Annotated in this window: 20 protein-coding genes; 4 read left to right on the top strand and 16 right to left on the bottom strand. The window is 51.5% G+C overall.

Annotation, left to right across the window (positions count from 1 at the left end; all coding sequences use genetic code 11):
- On the top strand, window positions 1–576 hold the full coding sequence (locus JQN59_RS06165) for a 3'-5' exonuclease (protein ID WP_204528168.1): 576 nt from the start codon (window positions 1–3) through the stop codon (window positions 574–576).
- A gap of 246 nt (window positions 577–822) precedes the next feature.
- On the opposite strand, the gene JQN59_RS06160 is transcribed toward JQN59_RS06165, so the two are convergent.
- Window positions 823–1,203 (bottom strand): hypothetical protein, encoded by a 381-nt coding sequence (locus JQN59_RS06160; protein ID WP_204528167.1) that lies wholly within the window; start codon window positions 1,201–1,203, stop codon window positions 823–825.
- A 100-nt stretch (window positions 1,204–1,303) separates the two neighbouring features.
- Window positions 1,304–2,701: a tyrosine-type recombinase/integrase gene (locus tag JQN59_RS06155; RefSeq protein WP_080169197.1), complete on the bottom strand. Its 1,398-nt coding sequence runs from the start codon at window positions 2,699–2,701 to the stop codon at window positions 1,304–1,306.
- Window positions 2,702–2,915: 214 nt separating this feature from the next.
- Between JQN59_RS06155 and JQN59_RS06150 the strand changes: the two genes are divergently transcribed.
- Window positions 2,916–3,176 (top strand): YfhL family 4Fe-4S dicluster ferredoxin, encoded by a 261-nt coding sequence (locus tag JQN59_RS06150; RefSeq protein WP_086529513.1) that lies wholly within the window; start codon window positions 2,916–2,918, stop codon window positions 3,174–3,176.
- Window positions 3,177–3,282: 106 nt separating this feature from the next.
- On the opposite strand, the gene acpS is transcribed toward JQN59_RS06150, so the two are convergent.
- The 12 genes from acpS to rseD form a co-directional block, all read right to left on the bottom strand.
- The gene (gene acpS, locus JQN59_RS06145) at window positions 3,283–3,663 is read right to left on the bottom strand and encodes a holo-ACP synthase (protein ID WP_003037588.1); all 381 of its coding nucleotides are present in this window, start codon (window positions 3,661–3,663) and stop codon (window positions 3,283–3,285) included.
- Window positions 3,663–4,394: a pyridoxine 5'-phosphate synthase gene (gene pdxJ / locus JQN59_RS06140; protein WP_149608316.1), complete on the bottom strand. Its 732-nt coding sequence runs from the start codon at window positions 4,392–4,394 to the stop codon at window positions 3,663–3,665. Before pdxJ ends, acpS begins: the two co-directional genes overlap by 1 nt.
- Before the next feature lie 15 nt (window positions 4,395–4,409).
- Window positions 4,410–5,120: a DNA repair protein RecO gene (gene recO / locus JQN59_RS06135; protein ID WP_149608317.1), complete on the bottom strand. Its 711-nt coding sequence runs from the start codon at window positions 5,118–5,120 to the stop codon at window positions 4,410–4,412.
- Between the two features lie 27 nt (window positions 5,121–5,147).
- On the bottom strand, window positions 5,148–6,053 hold the full coding sequence (gene era, locus JQN59_RS06130; RefSeq protein ID WP_003037581.1) for a GTPase Era: 906 nt from the start codon (window positions 6,051–6,053) through the stop codon (window positions 5,148–5,150).
- Window positions 6,050–6,730, bottom strand: a complete 681-nt coding sequence (rnc, locus tag JQN59_RS06125) for a ribonuclease III (protein ID WP_003037579.1) — start codon at window positions 6,728–6,730, stop codon at window positions 6,050–6,052. The genes era and rnc overlap by 4 nt, the downstream gene beginning before the upstream one ends.
- A 269-nt stretch (window positions 6,731–6,999) precedes the next feature.
- A complete protein-coding gene (gene lepB / locus JQN59_RS06120) occupies window positions 7,000–7,974 on the bottom strand; it encodes a signal peptidase I (protein ID WP_003835329.1) in 975 nt (324 codons plus the stop codon).
- 15 nt (window positions 7,975–7,989) lie between these two features.
- On the bottom strand, window positions 7,990–9,789 hold the full coding sequence (gene lepA, locus JQN59_RS06115; protein WP_003037577.1) for a translation elongation factor 4: 1,800 nt from the start codon (window positions 9,787–9,789) through the stop codon (window positions 7,990–7,992).
- Between the two features lie 270 nt (window positions 9,790–10,059).
- Window positions 10,060–10,524 carry a SoxR-reducing system protein RseC gene (gene rseC / locus JQN59_RS06110; RefSeq protein WP_048225094.1) on the bottom strand — a complete coding sequence of 155 codons (465 nt, stop codon included), beginning with the start codon at window positions 10,522–10,524 and terminating at the stop codon, window positions 10,060–10,062.
- A complete protein-coding gene (rseB, locus tag JQN59_RS06105; RefSeq protein WP_003835334.1) occupies window positions 10,521–11,477 on the bottom strand; it encodes a sigma-E factor regulatory protein RseB in 957 nt (318 codons plus the stop codon). Before rseB ends, rseC begins: the two co-directional genes overlap by 4 nt.
- Window positions 11,477–12,127, bottom strand: a complete 651-nt coding sequence (gene rseA, locus JQN59_RS06100) for an anti-sigma-E factor RseA (protein WP_008785497.1) — start codon at window positions 12,125–12,127, stop codon at window positions 11,477–11,479. Before rseA ends, rseB begins: the two co-directional genes overlap by 1 nt.
- 31 nt (window positions 12,128–12,158) lie before the next feature.
- On the bottom strand, window positions 12,159–12,734 hold the full coding sequence (rpoE, locus tag JQN59_RS06095; protein WP_003037573.1) for an RNA polymerase sigma factor RpoE: 576 nt from the start codon (window positions 12,732–12,734) through the stop codon (window positions 12,159–12,161).
- On the bottom strand, window positions 12,731–12,895 hold the full coding sequence (gene rseD / locus JQN59_RS06090) for a rpoE leader peptide RseD (RefSeq protein ID WP_122973798.1): 165 nt from the start codon (window positions 12,893–12,895) through the stop codon (window positions 12,731–12,733). The genes rpoE and rseD overlap by 4 nt, the downstream gene beginning before the upstream one ends.
- A gap of 263 nt (window positions 12,896–13,158) precedes the next feature.
- Between rseD and nadB the strand changes: the two genes are divergently transcribed.
- Window positions 13,159–14,781, top strand: coding sequence for an L-aspartate oxidase (gene nadB / locus JQN59_RS06085; RefSeq protein ID WP_003037572.1), 1,623 nt, complete (start codon window positions 13,159–13,161; stop codon window positions 14,779–14,781).
- Here nadB and trmN read toward each other — a convergent pair.
- Window positions 14,766–15,503, bottom strand: coding sequence for a tRNA(1)(Val) (adenine(37)-N(6))-methyltransferase TrmN (trmN, locus tag JQN59_RS06080; protein ID WP_048215761.1), 738 nt, complete (start codon window positions 15,501–15,503; stop codon window positions 14,766–14,768). The genes nadB and trmN overlap by 16 nt on opposite strands.
- Window positions 15,504–15,633: 130 nt before the next feature.
- Between trmN and srmB the strand changes: the two genes are divergently transcribed.
- Window positions 15,634–16,962, top strand: a complete 1,329-nt coding sequence (gene srmB / locus JQN59_RS06075; protein ID WP_003835340.1) for an ATP-dependent RNA helicase SrmB — start codon at window positions 15,634–15,636, stop codon at window positions 16,960–16,962.
- Between the two features lie 17 nt (window positions 16,963–16,979).
- Here srmB and JQN59_RS06070 read toward each other — a convergent pair whose 3' ends face one another.
- Window positions 16,980–17,876: a LysR family transcriptional regulator gene (locus JQN59_RS06070; RefSeq protein WP_149608318.1), complete on the bottom strand. Its 897-nt coding sequence runs from the start codon at window positions 17,874–17,876 to the stop codon at window positions 16,980–16,982.
- Window positions 17,877–17,899 lie beyond the last annotated feature (23 nt).

The raw sequence follows: 17,899 nt of genomic DNA, 5'->3' as shown, positions 1-17,899 counted from the left end.
GTGAACAATTTAATGATCGACCTTGAGTCCATGGGCAAAAAACCGAATGCCCCTATCGTCTCCATTGGTGCCGTGTTCTTCGATCCGCAAAGCGGTGAACTGGGTCAGGAGTTTTACACCGCCGTTAACCTTGAAAGCGCTATGGAGCAGGGAGCGATGCCGGATGGTGACACTATTCTGTGGTGGTTGGGACAAAGCTCAGAGGCACGATCAGCAATATGTGTTGATGATGCGATGCCGATATCGTCTGCCCTATCTGAACTAAGCCATTTCATTAACCAGTACTCTGATAACCCGAAATATTTAAAAGTTTGGGGTAATGGAGCTACGTTCGACAACGTTATTTTGCGTGGGGCATATGAACGTGCAGACCAGGTTTGCCCATGGAAATTTTGGAATGATCACGACGTAAGAACCATCGTTACGCTAGGCAGAAGTGTAGGATTCGACCCTAAGCGTGATATGCCATTTGATGGGGTTGCGCATAATGCACTTGCTGATGCAAAACACCAAGCGAAGTATGTCTCAGCTATCTGGAAGCGGCTTATCATCACCCCCGATAACAGCGAGGAATAAAATGATTGAACAACCTGATGATCTCCTCACTCCGGACGAGGTATGCCAGAAACTGGGGATTACGCAAAAAACATTATGTAAATGGAATACAGAACACCGGCACCGCTCTACACTGGCCCCTGTAAAATTTAGCGCTAAAGTCGTTCGCTATGAGCGCCGTAACGTGGAGGCTTTTATCCAGAAATGCCGGAGCCAGTATTAACCTGATGTTGATATGGGGCTATTGTTTTTAACAAATGCCCCTCGTTAACTTTTTTGTGAGTTAACAGCATTTCTGACACCACACATAAAATCACCAACACCAGCGCCTACGCTGTTCCCTTCCGCAACATAATCACCTTTGAAAGCCAATCTCCCATCCATATAGAAGAATTTTAACTCCCCGTATCCACTATCGCAGTCGGCATCTTTAATACTTACTTTGTAATACTCAACTTTTTTATTTTTTGTTTGATACATGAACAAAGCAGATGATTCACCTTTTACACTTCTAAATGTGCCTCTTTTTGCTGAAAAAATGCCATCATCAGCTGTAGTAACCTCAATCCAATTACTTGCGGTTTCAGCAAAAGCAACACTCGCAACAAAAAGAGCAGAAAAGCCCAGTAATACGATTTTCTTAGCCATAAACAATATTCCATTTATTTAGGATTTTTCTTGATTCTATCTGCGTTTTAAATAACGTTCAACGACACGTCCATAGTTTTTAATGGGCATCGAGAGTCATTCAACCCCGTCGCCTTAGCAGCGCAACCTGCGCGAGTATGCTCCGTTCGTGAGCCTCAAATGCCTCGCGCTTTAACGCAATCTCTTCCTGCAAAATCTCATCTGAAAAGTCGTAGTGTTCTGCCATCGGGTCATCTGACTTGCTGGAATGGTGAAGACACAGGAGGCTTACTTCCCTTCTATCTGATCGGGAGTAGCCTCTTTCCTTCATCAGGGCAATTACATTGCTCTTAAGGAATTTACGGCACATCGTATTAAATGCCCCTTCTTTCCCTTTTATTGTCCCGTCATGCTTCATACCCTTTACCGCCCCTTCCGGGCTGTATGTTTTCACCAGTTTATCAAGTGATCGTTTTGAAAATGCTTGCATAGGGTCGCGCGGCTGCAAGAACACATAATCTTTATTGCATTCAGGAACTGAATCGCGCCAGGCTTTCTGCTCGTCGATAATCCGCCTGATCTCTGGCGTTATCGGCAGGCGGAAAGCCTTTTGTGTTTTCATCGCCCCGCGCATACCGATCACGCCTTCTGGATAAACGATTTCATCTGCATCCTCGTTGACGTAATCCCAGCGCAAGTTATTAATGTTTATCGGGCGAACGCCAGTAATAATCATGAATCTAACGGCATTTTTCTGGTGTATAGAGGTGCAGGCAGCCACATTGAGCCAAAGGCGGGCGATTGATTCAATATCCGTAAATAGTCGCGTTGGGGTTGGTTTCTGCACGCGAGAAGAAACATAATCATCTGGCAAACTGGCGGCAATGTTACGCCCATTGCAAAGTGTAGGAGCACAAAATTTCCAGAACCGACGAAGCTCACCAAATAACTCTAACGCGTTATTATTGGAACGTGTTGCGATCCACTCATCCAGAACATCCACCAGCCGACTGTAAGTCACATCACTGAATACTTCACGCTCCCCGAACGTTGCTTTGATTCTGTCGATACGTACCCCATAGGTCGTGAAGCTATCAGGACTCAACTTCTGCCTGTCTACTTTTGCTTTAAGGTCTTCACGGTACATTTCCAAAGCTGCGTGGACAGATTCAGCACGTAACCCACCCTCTGCCATTTCTGATGCTTTCTCTCTGGCTATTTGAATTGCGAGTTCCGGCCATTCGCCAAGTTTTTTACCTTTCAGCCCCATCTTTTTAGGGAACTCAGCGTAAAATGTCACCTTACCTGCTTTACTAAAATCAATGCGGAGATAATTTTCTTTTTCGTATTTGGAACGGCGGGCGACGCCGGAGGCTGAGAGGATAATTTTGGCGGCAGCAACACAGATTTTCATGTGTGAGCTGGTATAGGGGGGTTTACAGGCATCCCACTTTTCAGACGCGGCTAAAACATCGTCATTATTGGGGCTATCCGGTTTATGTGTTACAGTGCGCGGCATTCTCAATCCTTATCTGCGAAGGCACAGAAAACAAGCTCACACATGCAGGTCTTTTCAGCGTGACAAAATGCAATGTGTTGCGGCTTTGTGTTACTGGACTGAGTTTATCAGGGTTAAACACACTGTATCAACATACAGTAAGTAAATAATAGAGAGTGATAGAGAAACTCTTTAACTTGCTGATTTTAAAATGATTTAACGGTAATTCATTGAAATGTCTTTACTAATTACTAAACGCTGTATCAATTGCGATATGTGCGAGCCCGAATGCCCGAATGAGGCGATTTCGATGGGTGATAGCATTTACGAGATTAACAGCGACAAGTGTACGGAATGCGTAGGCCATTACGACACGCCAACCTGCCAGAAAGTGTGCCCGATCCCCAATACTATTTTGAAAGATCCGGCGCATGTCGAAACAGAAGAGCAGCTGTGGGATAAGTTTGTGCTGATGCACCACGCCGATAAACTTTAGCCGCGTCGCCATCTGGCGATGAAACCCCTACCCTGCCCCTGCAACAAACGCATAACCCGTAGGCCGGATAAGACGCTACGCGTCGCCATCCGGCATCGTCCTGAATCTAACTTTCGATAATCACCGTGGCGCAGGCGTAGTGACGCTCATCGGCCAGCGTCACATGCATGTGCGCAACGCCGAGTTTTTCCGCCAGTTTTAACGCCTCTCCCCATAATCGCAAACGCGGCTTACCAAGTTCGTCGTTAAAGACTTCAAACTGATTAAATGCCAGCCCATTGCGAATACCCGTGCCAAAGGCTTTTGCTGCCGCCTCTTTGACTGCAAAACGCTTCGCCAGAAAACGCACCGGCTGCTGATGCGTTTCCCAGATTGCCCATTCGTTGTCGCTGAGCACACGTCTTGCCAGGCGGTCGCCGGAACGGGAGATCACCGCTTCGATGCGGGCAATCTCCACGATATCCGTACCTAATCCCAGAATCGCCATTAGCCACGCGCTTCCAGCACCAGGCGCTTCATTTCTACTACGGCCTCTTTCAGGCCGCTCATCACCGCACGTCCAATAATGGCATGGCCAATATTCAGCTCGTGCATTTCCGGGATACGCGCGATAGCTTTAACATTGTGATACGTCAGACCGTGACCCGCATTCACCTTCAGGCCAAGACTTGCAGCATAGGTTGCCGCTTTGGCGATACGCGCCAGTTCGCTGGCCTGTTCTGCGTCGGTTTTCGCATCGGCGTAACAGCCAGTGTGAATTTCAATAAACGGTGCGCCAACTTCCGAAGCGGCCTTAATCTGCTCTTCATCGGCATCGATAAACAGCGAAACCAGAATGCCTGCGTCCGCCAGGCGTTTGCAGGCATCGCGCATCTTGTCACGCTGACCGGCGACGTCCAGCCCACCTTCAGTGGTAACTTCCTGACGCTTTTCCGGCACCAGGCAGCAAAAATGCGGCTTAGTCTCAACGGCAATCGACAGCATCTCTTCGGTGACTGCCATTTCCAGATTCATGCGTGTATCCAGCGTCTGGCGCAAAATACGTACGTCACGGTCAGTGATATGACGACGGTCTTCACGCAGGTGTACGGTAATACCGTCCGCGCCCGCCTGTTCAACGATAAACGCTGCCTGAACCGGGTCCGGATATGCGGTACCGCGTGCATTACGTAAAGTGGCAATGTGGTCAATGTTGACGCCTAACAGTAATTCGGCCATGACAATCCTCGTTTTTTATTTTCGCTTCGGCATAAACTGCCGGAATAATTCGCGGCTCTTTAAGGGCTTACCACCAAGATACGGCTTTAACGCCATGCGGGTAAAGCGTTTCGCGGCGCGAAGCGTATCAGCATCCGGAAATTCCCGCGATTCGAGTGCTTTCAGATGGCGTCCGGTAAAGGTGGCGTTATCAATCACAACGCTTGCGATAAACCCTTTTTCTTCCCTGTAGCGATAGGTCATGGTGTCGTCTACCGGCTCGCCGCTGCCCGCACAGTGGGTAAAATCGACGCCATACCCCAGATGACCAAGTAAGGCCAGCTCAAAGCGACGCAACGCAGGTTCTGGCGAACCCGTGGCGCCAGCAAGCGCCTGAATACAGTTCAGGTAATCGAAAAAGAGTGCAGAAAAGCGGGTTTCGTACTCGAGTACGCGCGAGATAAGCTCGTTAATATACAAGCCGCTGTACAGCGTGATTCCGCTAAGGGGGAGTGCCAGAGAAACGGCTTCGGCGTTGCGCAAGGTTTTGACCTCACCACGTCCACCAAAGCGAAGCAACAACGGGGTAAAAGGCTGGAGTGCGCCTTTAAGATTGGAGCGTTTGGAACGTGCGCCTTTAGCCACCAGGCGCACGCGACCCGACTCTTCCGTGAAGACGTCCAGCACGAGACTGGTTTCGCTCCAGGGGCGACTGTGCAGGACAAAAGCGCGTTGCCATCCTTCCATATACTCGCCGCGTTTCAGAAGATGTGTTTAGACGTCGTCGCCGTAACCGAGGCTGCGCAGCGCGCGTTCGTCATCGGCCCAGCCGGATTTCACTTTCACCCACAGTTCCAGGTGAACGGGCGCTTCGAACATCTCCTGCATGTCTTTACGCGCTTCGATGCCGATGGTTTTAATCTTGGCCCCTTTGTTGCCAATAACCATCTTCTTCTGCCCTTCACGTTCGACGAGGATCAGGCCGTTAATGTCGTAGCCACCGCGTTCGTTAGAGATAAAACGCTCAATCTCCACGGTAACGGAGTACGGCAGTTCAGCACCCAGAAAACGCATCAGCTTTTCACGGATGATTTCAGAGGCCATAAAGCGCTGAGAACGGTCGGTGATGTAATCTTCCGGGAAGTGATGAATAGCTTCCGGCAAATGCTTACGCACGATGCCCGCAACGGTATCGACATTCAAGCCGGTTTCGGCAGAAATCGGTACGATATCAAGGAAGTTCATCTGGCTTGCCAGGAACTGCAGGTGCGGCAGCAGATCGGCTTTTTCCTGAACGTTGTCGACTTTGTTGACGGCCAGAATAACAGGGGCTTTGCCATCACGCAGCTTGTTGAGCACCATTTCGTCGTCCGGCGTCCAGCGGGTGCCTTCGACAACGAAAATAACCAGTTCAACATCACCGATCGAGCTGCTCGCCGCTTTGTTCATCAGACGGTTAATAGCCCGTTTTTCTTCCATATGCAGACCCGGGGTATCAACATAAATCGCCTGATACGCGCCTTCGGTATGGATGCCAACAATACGGTGACGTGTTGTCTGAGCCTTACGTGAGGTAATAGAAATCTTCTGCCCAAGCAGATTATTCAACAGGGTGGATTTGCCGACGTTCGGGCGACCGACGATAGCAATAAATCCGCAGTAAGTTTTCTCTTCGCTCATTCCAGCTCCAGTTTTTTCAACGCCTGTTCGGCGGCAGCCTGCTCAGCCTTACGACGGCTCGAACCTGTGCCAACCACCGGTTCACTCAGGCCGCTGACCTGGCAGTGGATAGTAAATTCTTGATCGTGTGCTTCACCACGGACCTGCACCACCAAATAAGACGGCAGAGGCAGGTGGCGACCCTGCAAATATTCCTGCAGGCGCGTTTTCGGATCTTTTTGTTTGTCGCCTGGGCTAATTTCATCCAGACGAGTTTGATACCAGTTCAGGATCAATTGCTCAACGGTTTGAATATCGCTGTCGAGGAAGACGCCGCCGATCAAAGCTTCAACGGTATCCGCCAGGATTGATTCACGACGGAAGCCGCCGCTTTTCAGCTCACCTGGCCCCAAACGTAAACATTCACCGAGGTCAAACTCACGGGCTAATTCAGCCAGCGTATTGCCGCGAACCAGCGTCGCGCGCATGCGGCTCATATCACCTTCATCCACACGCGGGAAACGGTGATACAGCGCATTAGCGATAACAAAGCTCAAAATAGAGTCGCCTAAAAATTCTAAACGCTCGTTATGTTTGCTGCTGGCGCTCCGGTGAGTTAATGCCTGCTGCAACAGCTCCTGATGATTAAAAGTGTAGCCCAGCTTCCGTTGAAGCCGATTAATTACGATGGGGTTCATGCGATACCAATAAATGAATGCGTCAACAATTCAGCACACGAAACAGACCTGATATACGCACTTCGCTGAGCCATCTGGCTTCGCCTGCATGCATTTATATACAAACCAACGCTGTTTCGTGTGCCGTGGCAACCTGTCGGTGCCAACCTAAAACTTCGGGGGAATATTCTATACACAACGACAAGGGATGTCGTTAGTCTGCGGGAATTTATCCGAGAAATAATTCACGCTGCCGCCGTAATGACGACAACGTGAACGATTATCGGTGATTAGTGAATGCCACCAATACGGCTTAAACGCACACCGGTCGGCCATTCACCTTCTTGCTTATCAAAACTCATCCAGATAGCGGTCGCTTTACCAACCAGATTCGCTTCCGGTACAAATCCCCAGTAACGGCTGTCCGCGCTGTTATCACGGTTATCACCCATCATGAAGTAGTGTCCCGGCGGAACGATCCAGGTTGCCAACGGCTGACCAGGTTGACGGTAATACATCCCCACCTGATCCTGCGCAATCGGCACGGTCAGAATGCGGTGCGTAACCTCACCCAGCGTTTCTTTACGCTCAGAGAGGCGAATACCGTTCTCTTTCGTTTCGTTCAGCGGAACTTCAAAGAAGCCGCTGGTCGCTTCACCGCCGTTACGACGAGCAAAGGTCTGTACAAAATCACTTGGCTGAACATCAGAGTACGTTACCGGCAGCGCGTTTTCACACGCCTGACCGGAACGGCATCCTGGCTGAATAGTCACCTCTTTCGCCACTGGATCGTACGTTACTTTGTCTCCCGGTAAACCGACAGCACGTTTAATGTAGTCCAGACGCGGATCTTCCGGGTATTTAAACACCACGATATCACCGCGTTTCGGATGACCGGTTTCGATCAACGTTTTCTGGTAAATCGGATCTTTAATCCCGTAGGCGAATTTCTCCACCAGGATAAAGTCACCGATAAGCAGCGTCGGCATCATCGAACCTGACGGGATCTGGAATGGTTCATAGATAAATGAACGCACCACCAGCACAATCGCCAGTACCGGGAAAACGGACGCCCCGGTTTCCAGCCAGCCTGGCTTAGGTGCCACTTTTTTCAGCGTAGCTTTATCCAGTGAATCACCTGCAGCAGCTTGCGCTGCTGCCTGACGCTCCCGGCGCTTTGGCGCGAAGATGAATTTATCTACGCACCATAAAATGCCCGTCACCAGTGTGGCAATCACCAGAATCAGGGCAAACATGTTCGCCATGCCAACTCCTTAAGATTATTTGCTGTCTTTACCGACATGCAGAATGGCGAGGAACGCTTCCTGCGGCAGTTCGACGTTACCGATCTGCTTCATGCGCTTTTTACCCTCTTTCTGTTTTTGCAGCAGCTTTTTCTTACGGCTGATATCGCCACCGTAGCATTTCGCCAGAACGTTTTTACGCAGCTGCTTAACCGTTGAACGCGCGATGATGTGCGTACCAATGGCCGCCTGGATCGCGATATCAAACTGCTGGCGAGGGATCAGATCTTTCATCTTCTCAACCAGTTCACGGCCACGGCTCTGGGAGTTGTCGCGGTGGGTAATCAGCGCCAGTGCATCGACACGTTCGTTGTTGATAAGGACATCAACACGCACCATATCAGACGCCTGGAAGCGTTTGAAGTTATAGTCCAGCGACGCATAGCCGCGAGAGGTCGACTTCAGACGGTCAAAGAAATCGAGTACGACTTCCGCCATCGGAATCTCATACGTCAGCGCCACCTGGTTACCGTGGTAAACCATGTTGGTCTGGACGCCACGCTTCTCGATACACAGGGTGATGACGTTGCCAAGGTAAGCCTGCGGCAGCAGCATGTGACACTCAGCGATCGGCTCACGCAGTTCGTAGATGTTGTTCAGCGGCGGTAGCTTGGACGGGCTATCGACGTAGATAGTCTCTTTTGCCGTGGTTTCGACTTCGTAGACTACGGTCGGCGCGGTGGTGATCAGATCCAGATCGTATTCACGCTCCAGACGTTCCTGAATGATCTCCATGTGCAGCAGACCAAGGAAGCCACAACGGAAGCCGAAGCCCAGCGCGGTAGAGCTTTCCGGTTCGTAGAACAGGGAGGCGTCGTTCAGGCTCAGTTTGCCAAGCGCGTCACGGAAGTTTTCATAGTCGTCAGAGCTCACCGGGAACAGACCAGCGTAAACCTGCGGCTTCACTTTTTTAAAGCCTGGCAGCGGTTTGTCTGCCGGGTTACGCGCCTGCGTCAGGGTATCGCCAACCGGTGCGCCGAGGATGTCTTTAATCGCACAAACCAACCAACCTACCTCGCCGCATTTCAGCTCGGTACGGTCAACCTGTTTTGGCGTGAAGATGCCCAGACGGTCGGCGTTATAGACCTGACCGGTGCTCATCACTTTAATTTTGTCGCCTTTACGCATGGTGCCGTTTTTAATACGCACCAGTGACACCACGCCAAGGTAGTTATCGAACCAGGAGTCGATGATCAGCGCCTGTAAAGGGCCTTCCGGATCGCCTTCCGGCGGCGGAATATCGCGTACCAGACGTTCAAGAACGTCAGTGACGCCAACGCCGGTTTTCGCCGAGCAGCGAACGGCATCCGTCGCATCGATACCAACGATATCTTCGATCTCTTCTGCCACGCGTTCAGGATCGGCGGCTGGCAGGTCAATTTTATTCAGTACCGGTACTACTTCCAGATCCATTTCCATGGCGGTATAGCAGTTAGCCAGGGTCTGCGCTTCTACGCCCTGTCCGGCATCAACCACCAGCAATGCGCCTTCACAGGCAGCAAGCGAGCGGGAAACTTCATACGAGAAGTCAACGTGGCCCGGGGTGTCGATAAAGTTAAGCTGATAGGTTTCACCATCAGATGCTTTGAAATCGAGCGTCACGCTCTGCGCTTTGATAGTAATACCGCGCTCACGCTCAAGATCCATCGAGTCGAGAACCTGCGCTTCCATTTCACGGTCAGACAGGCCACCGCAGATCTGGATAATACGGTCAGACAGCGTCGATTTACCGTGGTCGATGTGAGCTATGATTGAAAAGTTACGTATGTTCTTCATATAGTGTAATTATTGTGCCTTACGCCCGCCGGAGCAGGCTCTGAGAAGTCGCTGATCTGAGCTTAACGTCTGTTTAAGTGAAACGCCGCATTCTACACTACAACGCTGAGGCGAGGAAACGTTCATAGAGCAAGGATAGCGGGAACTGGAAACAACCTTGCAAAGTCGGTGAAACTTTTGCCGGATGGCGGCATAAACGCCTTATCCGGCCTACGCCTGCATCTGAGCACGCTGTAGGCCTGATAAGCGCAACGCCATCAGGCAAAGATATCACTGCTGGGTTTCGACGCGAATAAGATCGGGTGGGAGAGCAACGTTTAGAATGACCGGCTGCCAGGCTTCGCGTTCAGCAAGCTTACGAGAGTATCCACGAGCAATCAGGAATCCGCCCACGCCCCCCAGCACTGCGCCGCTTAATGCCGCAAGATCGGAACCAAACAGCACCTGGAACAGCGCTGCGAAAAGAAACAGCCCCGCCAACGGAGACATGTAGACCAGCATCGCCGATCCCAACAGGCTACCTTCGGCAATGCCCAGTTCAACTTTTTGACCTGGGGTCAAGGGTTCGTCGCAGGGCACCACGATGGTGTGTGTGGTCTGTGGTCCCAGTTTGTTCAGCACGCGGCTCCCGCATCCGGCCCGGGAAGCACAGCTGCTACATGATGCTTTAACATCGCAGCTGACCGTCGCCAGACCATTATGCCAGGAGACGACCGTCGCCCACTCTTTAATCATTGTGCTGCCCTGAACTTGATATTGTCCGCGATACGCTTCGCCGTTTGTGGTGGAAGCTCGCCCACAATCGTAATTTCCGCATTATCACGCACGCTGGTGCTGACTGTTCTACGGCCGGTACGCAGCAGTTGATCGGCGCTGTTCTGCGTCGCACGGTTTACGTTCACGGAGAAACTAAACAGGCCATCAGAATAAAGGCGTGATTCAATCGGCATGTTATCCATCGTCGGCAGCGGACGTCGACTGCTTGAGACCTCACTGAAACCTTGTGGCAACCACGACGGACTCCAGTTGAAGTTGGTTTTCTCACCCGCAGGAACCGACAGCAACGGTGGTAAATTCGCTTTTGCTAACGTCTGCATGCTGTCGCTAACACCGTTATTCACGGTAAAGGAGATTACACGGAACTGTTCCAGCGTTTCGCCATCACGATCGAGGAGATCGACACGCATCGGCAGTTTGGTCTCCGTGTCCATCCAAACGATATAGCTGTAACGGGTGCCGTCACGCGCCACAACGCGGATCACTTCACAGAGCCGATCGGCAATACGGGTGCGGCCTACTGAGATAAAATCATAGTAGGGAGCAAGGCGTTTGAAGTCGGTGTAAATCAGGGATGGCAGAGAGTCAACGATATAATCGCCATTCAGCGTGAACGGTTCGAGGCCAGGCTCAAAATAGCTAATTTCGTTGCCGCGTTGCACCACTTCCCGGCGCGGTCCATCCATTTGTAATAGTTGCGCGAGTGGACGGTTATCCTGGCGGGCATGACGATAACGTAGGGATTCAACACCCTGCTTATTGATGCTGACAAATGACAGCTCATAGGTTAGCGACTGGCTGGCCAGATTCATCTGCTGCAACAACGCCCCGGACGCAGGATTGGCCGAGGCGTTTACAGAGAAGAACAGGCTACCAGCCACAAGTGACATGGCAAACCAAAGTTGCTTCATTACTGCGATTGCGTTCCTAAAGTTTGAATTCCTGGCACCTGCACAGCGGCTTGCTGTGTTTGGGCCTGCTCAAACTGAAGCTGTTCAGAGTGCAGTCGACGTTGCAATTCGTAATCCTGCAACATGGCATTAATACGACGACGCTGCTCCTGTACCTGCTGTTGTTGACCGCCGCTGGCCGTCGCGTCAGAAGGTACACCCAAGCTAACCGGACTGGCTTTACCCATCATCGGTAATGTATTAAATACCGGTGTTTCGGGCTGCTGGGACGTTTCAGATTGCCCATTATAGTGCTGGACGCCAACGATAACTGCAAGTGATACGCACGCGGCCACACCCATTTGGGTAAGCTGCGCGGCCCACGGACGCATTTTCTTCCAGAATGGCATTTTCTGCCACTGGTGCGGTGCTGGCTGGGCCTCAGGAATCAATGGCGCCGTCTGACGTACTGGCTCATCCTGGATGGCGGCCATTACGCGGGCGGAAATATCGAAATGGAGAACGTCGGCGGTATCACCTCGCATGGAATCGCGAATCAGGTGATAACTCTCCCAGGTTTTTTGCATTTCCGGGTCGTGAGTTAGCTCTTTGAGTAACTCAGTATCCAGCGTTTCGCCATCCATTAAAGCGGAAAGTTTCTCTTTCTGCATGCCTAATACCTTTTCCAGTATCCCGCTATCGTCAACGCCTGATAAGCGGTTGAACTTTATTATCAATAGCTTCCCTCGCTCGGAAGATACGTGAACGCACCGTACCTACCGGACAATCCATGATAGCGGCTATCTCTTCATAGCTCAGGCCATCCAGCTCCCGCAAGGTTATTGCCATGCGTAAATCTTCCGGGAGGGACTCAATAGTTCGGAAAACTATCTGTCTCAGTTCTTCTGACAACATTAAGTTCTCAGGGTTCGAAATTTCTTTCAGTGCTCCGCCACTTTCGTAATTTTCTGCTTCAATCGCATCAATATCACTGGAAGGTGGACGACGCCCCTGAGCGACCAGGTAATTCTTCGCTGTATTGACTGCAATACGATACAGCCAGGTATAAAAAGCACTATCTCCCCGGAACGAGTCCAGCGCACGATAGGCTTTGATAAATGCTTCTTGTACTACATCGGGTACATCACCCGACGGTACATAGCGAGAAACCAGACTCGCCACCTTATGCTGATAGCGCACTACCAGTAGGTTAAAGGCTTTCTGATCTCCCTTCTGGACCCGTTCTACCAGGACCTGGTCCGTTAACTGCTCGCTCATCCGAGGTAAAGTCTCCCCAAACCAAATTTCCACGCGCTTTCGAAACGCCACTCCATCAGCTTCACTATGAGCAAGCAAATGCTTAGAGTGCTCAAGTTTCGTAAAGTTCCGTTACGCATTGTTTTTTGTTTGTCATGTTGTAGACAGGTCTTATCTCTCATTATAAGTCTACATAACCCGATCAACGCACTATCTGTACAGAAATGCCCATTTCACCGCTTGCAGAGTAACCCAACGGGCACTTTATTTCATCACATAATCTGATGCTAACGGCCTGCTTCACAAAATATTTTTGCCTATTTCGCCCTCATCATGCTTTTCTTTCATGTTTAGTCATTGCAACACATTTAAAAATAAAACGTGCAGTATCGCGCAATGTGGTGCTATGGTGACCAAACACTGTTTAGTAAATTAAACAAACATCATGAATACGACTCCTGAATTATCCTGTGACGTGCTGATCATTGGCAGCGGAGCTGCCGGACTCTCACTGGCGCTGCGCCTGGCTGAAAAACATCAGGTTATTGTCCTGAGCAAAGGGCCGGTCAGCGAAGGCTCGACATTTTATGCCCAGGGGGGTATTGCCGCGGTTTTCGATGAAACCGACAGTATCGACTCCCACGTTGAAGATACGCTGATTGCCGGGGCCGGGCTGTGCGATCGCCATGCGGTTGAATTTGTCGCCAGCAATGCTCGCACCTGCGTTCAATGGCTTATCGATCAGGGCGTCTTATTCGATACACAGGTTCAGCCTAACGGCGAAGAGAGCTATCACCTGACCCGTGAAGGCGGTCACAGCCATCGACGCATCCTGCACGCTGCGGATGCTACCGGCAAAGAAGTCGAAACCACCCTCGTCAGCCAGGCACAAAATCACCCCAATATCCGGGTTCTTGAGCGTAGCAACGCCGTCGACCTGATTGTCTCCGATAAAATCGGTCTGCCGGGAACGCGTCGGGTTGTCGGCGCATGGATCTGGAATCGTAATAAAGAAGCCGTCGAAACCTGCCATGCGAAGTCGGTAGTGTTGGCCACCGGCGGCGCGTCAAAGGTGTATCAATACACCACCAATCCGGATATTTCCTCGGGTGACGGGATTGCAATGGCCTGGCGCGCAGGATGCCGCGTCGCCAACCTGGAGTTTAACCAGTTTCACCCGACAGCGCTGTATCATCCGCAGGCGCGCAATTTTCTGCTGACCGAAGCGCTGCGCGGCGAAGGAGCGCACCTGAAGCGCCCGGACGGTTCACGCTTTATGCCCGATTTTGACGAACGTGGCGAATTGGCTCCCCGCGATATTGTCGCCCGCGCCATTGATCATGAAATGAAGCGCCTTGGTGCAGATTGCATGTTCCTCGATATCAGCCATAAGCCGGAAGAATTTGTTCGTCAGCATTTCCCGATGATTTATGAAAAGTTGCTGGGATTGGGCATTGATTTAACCAAAGAGCCGGTTCCCATCGTGCCTGCCGCGCACTATACCTGCGGCGGTGTGATGGTGGATGACTTTGGCCGTACCGATGTCGACGGGCTGTATGCGATCGGCGAAGTGAGTTACACCGGCCTGCATGGCGCCAACCGGATGGCATCGAACTCATTGCTGGAGTGTCTGGTTTATGGCTGGTCCGCGGCTGAAGATATCGACAGGCGCATGCCTTATGCTCGCGGCGTTAGCACGCTCCCGGGCTGGGATGAAAGCCGGGTAGAAAATCCGGATGAGTTGGTTGTTATCCAGCATAACTGGCATGAGCTGCGGCTGTTTATGTGGGATTACGTCGGTATTGTGCGTACGACCAAGCGCCTGGAGCGCGCTCTGCGCCGTATCACCATGCTGCAACAGGAAATCGACGAGTATTACGCCCATTTCCGCGTGTCGAACAATTTGCTGGAACTGCGCAATCTGGTGCAGGTTGCCGAGCTGATTGTCCGCTGCGCAATGATGCGCAAAGAGAGTCGGGGCCTGCACTACACGCTGGATTACCCAGAGCAGCTTCCAGAAGCCGGCCCGTCCATTCTCTCGCCGCTAAGTCATCACATAAACAGGTAAAACGCCTGGGTCAGTGCCGTGTAACCTTCAGAGTAACGTTGGTCTGGCCCACGAATCACCAGCCTGTCGCTAAAGCACTCCCCGGCCTGCGGGGAGAATGCCAGCAATACCCGATGCGGTAGTCGGGCTTCCGTTTCTGCTACATCCGTACGTAATCGCAGATGCCAGCCCATACTTAATGCCTGCTGGGTAAACGCGTTCCCAATCTGTTCCGGCAGCACTACACAAAAAAAACCTTCTTCCGTAATGCTGTCCGCCGCCAGCGTAAGCAACGCCTGGTGATCGAGCGTGGTGGTATAGCGCGCCTGCTCGCGCTGCGGTGTAGCACATTCCACGCCCTGTTCATAATAGGGGGGGTTGCTGATTATCAAATCAAAACGCACGGTCTGACGCGGTATCCACTGCTGCGCATCTTCTGTATGAACACTCACGCGATGCATCCACGGAGATTGCGCGATGTTCTCCTGCGCCTGCTGCGCGGCATCGACATCAAGCTCCACGGCGTCAATGATGACGTTTTCATCAGTGCGCTGGGCCAACATCAGCGCCAACAGGCCACTCCCGGTACCAATATCCAGGATCCGCTTTACGCCCGCAACGGGGGCCCAGGCCCCCAATAAAATGCCGTCTGTTCCGACTTTCATTGCACAGCGATCGTGTGCCACAAAAAACTGCTTAAAAGTAAATCCATTACGTCTCAGTACGGATGTAGACTGGGGCATGAAGAACAACCTTCCTGGAAAAAAAACGATAACATAGGATAAAAACAATACCTGAGAAGGTATATCCATACAAACAGATGAAGATTGCAGCCGTAACGTCTATAATCAGCGCCCCACTCAGAGGTAGAACATGACTGTAACGACTTTTTCCGAACTTGAACTCGATGAAAGCCTTCTGGATGCCCTCCAGGAAAAAGGTTTCACTCGCCCGACCGCCATTCAGGCTGCCGCCATTCCGCCTGCGCTCGATGGCCGTGATGTACTCGGTTCTGCGCCGACAGGCACCGGTAAAACGGCGGCATATTTGCTGCCAGCGTTGCAGCACCTGCTCGACTTCCCGCGCAAGAAATCTGGTCCGCCGCGCATTTTAATCCTGACGCCAACGCGCGAACTGGCGATGCAGGTTGCCGAACACGCTCGTGAGCTGGCGAAGAATACACATCTGGATATCGCTACGATTACCGGCGGCGTGGCTTACATGAACCACATGGAAGTCTTTAGCGAAAACCAGGACATCGTGGTCGCCACCACGGGTCGTCTGCTGCAATACATTAAAGAAGAAAACTTCGACTGCCATGCGGTTGAAACGCTAATTCTCGATGAAGCAGACCGTATGCTGGACATGGGCTTTGCCCAGGACATCGAGCATATCGCCGGTGAAACACGCTGGCGTAAACAAACCATGCTGTTTTCCGCCACGCTGGAAGGCGATGCGATTAAAGATTTTGCCGAGCGTCTGTTGGAAGACCCGGTCGAAGTCTCAGCGGATCCGTCCACCCGTGAACGCAAGAAGATCCATCAGTTTTACTACCGTGCCGATGATATCGAGCACAAAACTGCCATGCTGATCCACCTGTTAAAACAGCCGGAAGCGACTCGCTCGATTGTCTTCGTACGCAAACGTGAGCGTGTGCACGAGCTGGCAGGCTGGCTGCGCCAGGCGGGCATTAATAACTGCTATCTCGAAGGCGAGATGGTGCAGAACAAACGTAACGAAGCGATCAAACGCCTGACCGATGGTCGTGTGAACGTGCTGGTAGCAACCGACGTCGCCGCTCGCGGGATCGATATTCCTGACGTCAGCCACGTGTTTAACTTCGACATGCCGCGCAGTGGCGATGCCTATCTGCACCGTATTGGCCGTACCGGTCGTGCTGGCCGTAAAGGCACTGCGATCTCTTTGGTTGAAGCGCACGACCACCTGCTGCTCGGCAAAGCGAGCCGCTATATTGACGAACCGCTGAAAGCTCGCGTCATTGACGAACTGCGTCCAACCACGCGCGCGCCAAGTGAGAAATCTAACGGTAAGCCATCCAAGAAAGTGCTGGCGAAGCGCGCTGAGAAAAAGGCGAAAGAGAAAGAGAAGCCGCGGGTGAAAAAACGTCACCGCGACGCCAAAAATATCGGCAAACGTCGTAAGCCGAGCGGAGCTGCTACCCAGCAGTCCGACAAAGAGTAAACCGAATGCCGGGCCATTTAGCCCGGCATTTTTTCACGTGATGCAAAACTCTCTTCAATGCACTCAAGAAACACCCGCATCGCCGGACTAACGACTTTTCCGGCATGATAACCACACAATGCCGTAATTAACTCAGGTTGTTCACTGAACGGTAATTCAATCAACTCCCCTGAACGTAACTCCTTCTCGACGGCAAAACGCGGTAAAAAGCTGATCCCAAGATTTGCCGATACACACTGCTTAATGCTTTCAATGCTCCATAACTCAATGGTATTTTCCAGCGTAATCTGTCGTTTACGCAATAGCCCCTCGAAGCGTTGTCTGAAAATACATTGCGGCTCATTAATGATAAAACTGCAGGGAATGTGCTGGTTATGCTGAGTAAAATCAACGTGCTGAAGCAGTGGCGAAGCAACTAATGCCAGTGACTGATCGCCAAGCGGCATCAACTCCAGGGCATCGTCATTACCCACCCGATAAAAGACCCCCAGATCGACCTCGTCACTGAGCAACGCATCGCGAATGACATAACAGTTGAGCGACTGTAAAGACAGCCGCACATGGGGCGCACGTTGTTTAAATCGCTGTAAAACCTGCGGCATTTTATACGCCAGCAGCGTTTCGCCTGTTGCGACACGTAGATCGCCGCTCGGCTGCGCACCCTGATGTGCCGACTGTCGAATCGATGCCATCACGCGCGTCAGGTCATGGATATGCGGCATCAGCCGTTTTCCCTCACTGGTGAGACACATCCGGCGACCAATTTTTTCAAACAACTGCACCGAAAGCTCTTGCTCAAGCTGTTGAATATGAAAGGTAACCGTTGATTGCGTACAGCACAGTTTTTGTGATGCCCGCAGAAATGAGCCCTCTTCCACCACCGTTTTTAGCGTAATAAACCGACGTAAATCCATCCGCATCAACCCATCGAAAATAT

It is taken from the genome of Citrobacter sp. B72 (genome assembly GCF_016894305.1).
In the GTDB taxonomy this organism is placed as follows: domain Bacteria; phylum Pseudomonadota; class Gammaproteobacteria; order Enterobacterales; family Enterobacteriaceae; genus Citrobacter; species Citrobacter portucalensis.
Note: the sequence above shows the minus strand (reverse complement) of the source record. Positions and strands in the feature narration are given on the sequence as shown.

Excerpts from the sequence above, each read along its gene's own strand:
- JQN59_RS06160 (WP_204528167.1), bottom strand. The coding sequence starts at position 1,203 with ATGGCTAAGAAAATCGTATTACTGGGCTTTTCTGCTCTTTTTGTTGCG.
- JQN59_RS06155 (WP_080169197.1), bottom strand. The coding sequence starts at position 2,701 with ATGCCGCGCACTGTAACACATAAACCGGATAGCCCCAATAATGACGAT.
- JQN59_RS06150 (WP_086529513.1), top strand. The coding sequence starts at position 2,916 with ATGTCTTTACTAATTACTAAACGCTGTATCAATTGCGATATGTGCGAG.
- acpS (WP_003037588.1), bottom strand. The coding sequence starts at position 3,663 with ATGGCGATTCTGGGATTAGGTACGGATATCGTGGAGATTGCCCGCATC.
- pdxJ (WP_149608316.1), bottom strand. The coding sequence starts at position 4,394 with ATGGCCGAATTACTGTTAGGCGTCAACATTGACCACATTGCCACTTTA.
- recO (WP_149608317.1), bottom strand. The coding sequence starts at position 5,120 with ATGGAAGGATGGCAACGCGCTTTTGTCCTGCACAGTCGCCCCTGGAGC.
- era (WP_003037581.1), bottom strand. The coding sequence starts at position 6,053 with ATGAGCGAAGAGAAAACTTACTGCGGATTTATTGCTATCGTCGGTCGC.
- rnc (WP_003037579.1), bottom strand. The coding sequence starts at position 6,730 with ATGAACCCCATCGTAATTAATCGGCTTCAACGGAAGCTGGGCTACACT.
- lepB (WP_003835329.1), bottom strand. The coding sequence starts at position 7,974 with ATGGCGAACATGTTTGCCCTGATTCTGGTGATTGCCACACTGGTGACG.
- lepA (WP_003037577.1), bottom strand. The coding sequence starts at position 9,789 with ATGAAGAACATACGTAACTTTTCAATCATAGCTCACATCGACCACGGT.
- rseC (WP_048225094.1), bottom strand. The coding sequence starts at position 10,524 with ATGATTAAAGAGTGGGCGACGGTCGTCTCCTGGCATAATGGTCTGGCG.
- rseB (WP_003835334.1), bottom strand. The coding sequence starts at position 11,477 with ATGAAGCAACTTTGGTTTGCCATGTCACTTGTGGCTGGTAGCCTGTTC.
- rseA (WP_008785497.1), bottom strand. The coding sequence starts at position 12,127 with ATGCAGAAAGAGAAACTTTCCGCTTTAATGGATGGCGAAACGCTGGAT.
- rpoE (WP_003037573.1), bottom strand. The coding sequence starts at position 12,734 with ATGAGCGAGCAGTTAACGGACCAGGTCCTGGTAGAACGGGTCCAGAAG.
- rseD (WP_122973798.1), bottom strand. The coding sequence starts at position 12,895 with ATGAGAGATAAGACCTGTCTACAACATGACAAACAAAAAACAATGCGT.
- nadB (WP_003037572.1), top strand. The coding sequence starts at position 13,159 with ATGAATACGACTCCTGAATTATCCTGTGACGTGCTGATCATTGGCAGC.
- trmN (WP_048215761.1), bottom strand. The coding sequence starts at position 15,503 with ATGCCCCAGTCTACATCCGTACTGAGACGTAATGGATTTACTTTTAAG.
- srmB (WP_003835340.1), top strand. The coding sequence starts at position 15,634 with ATGACTGTAACGACTTTTTCCGAACTTGAACTCGATGAAAGCCTTCTG.
- JQN59_RS06070 (WP_149608318.1), bottom strand. The coding sequence starts at position 17,876 with ATGGATTTACGTCGGTTTATTACGCTAAAAACGGTGGTGGAAGAGGGC.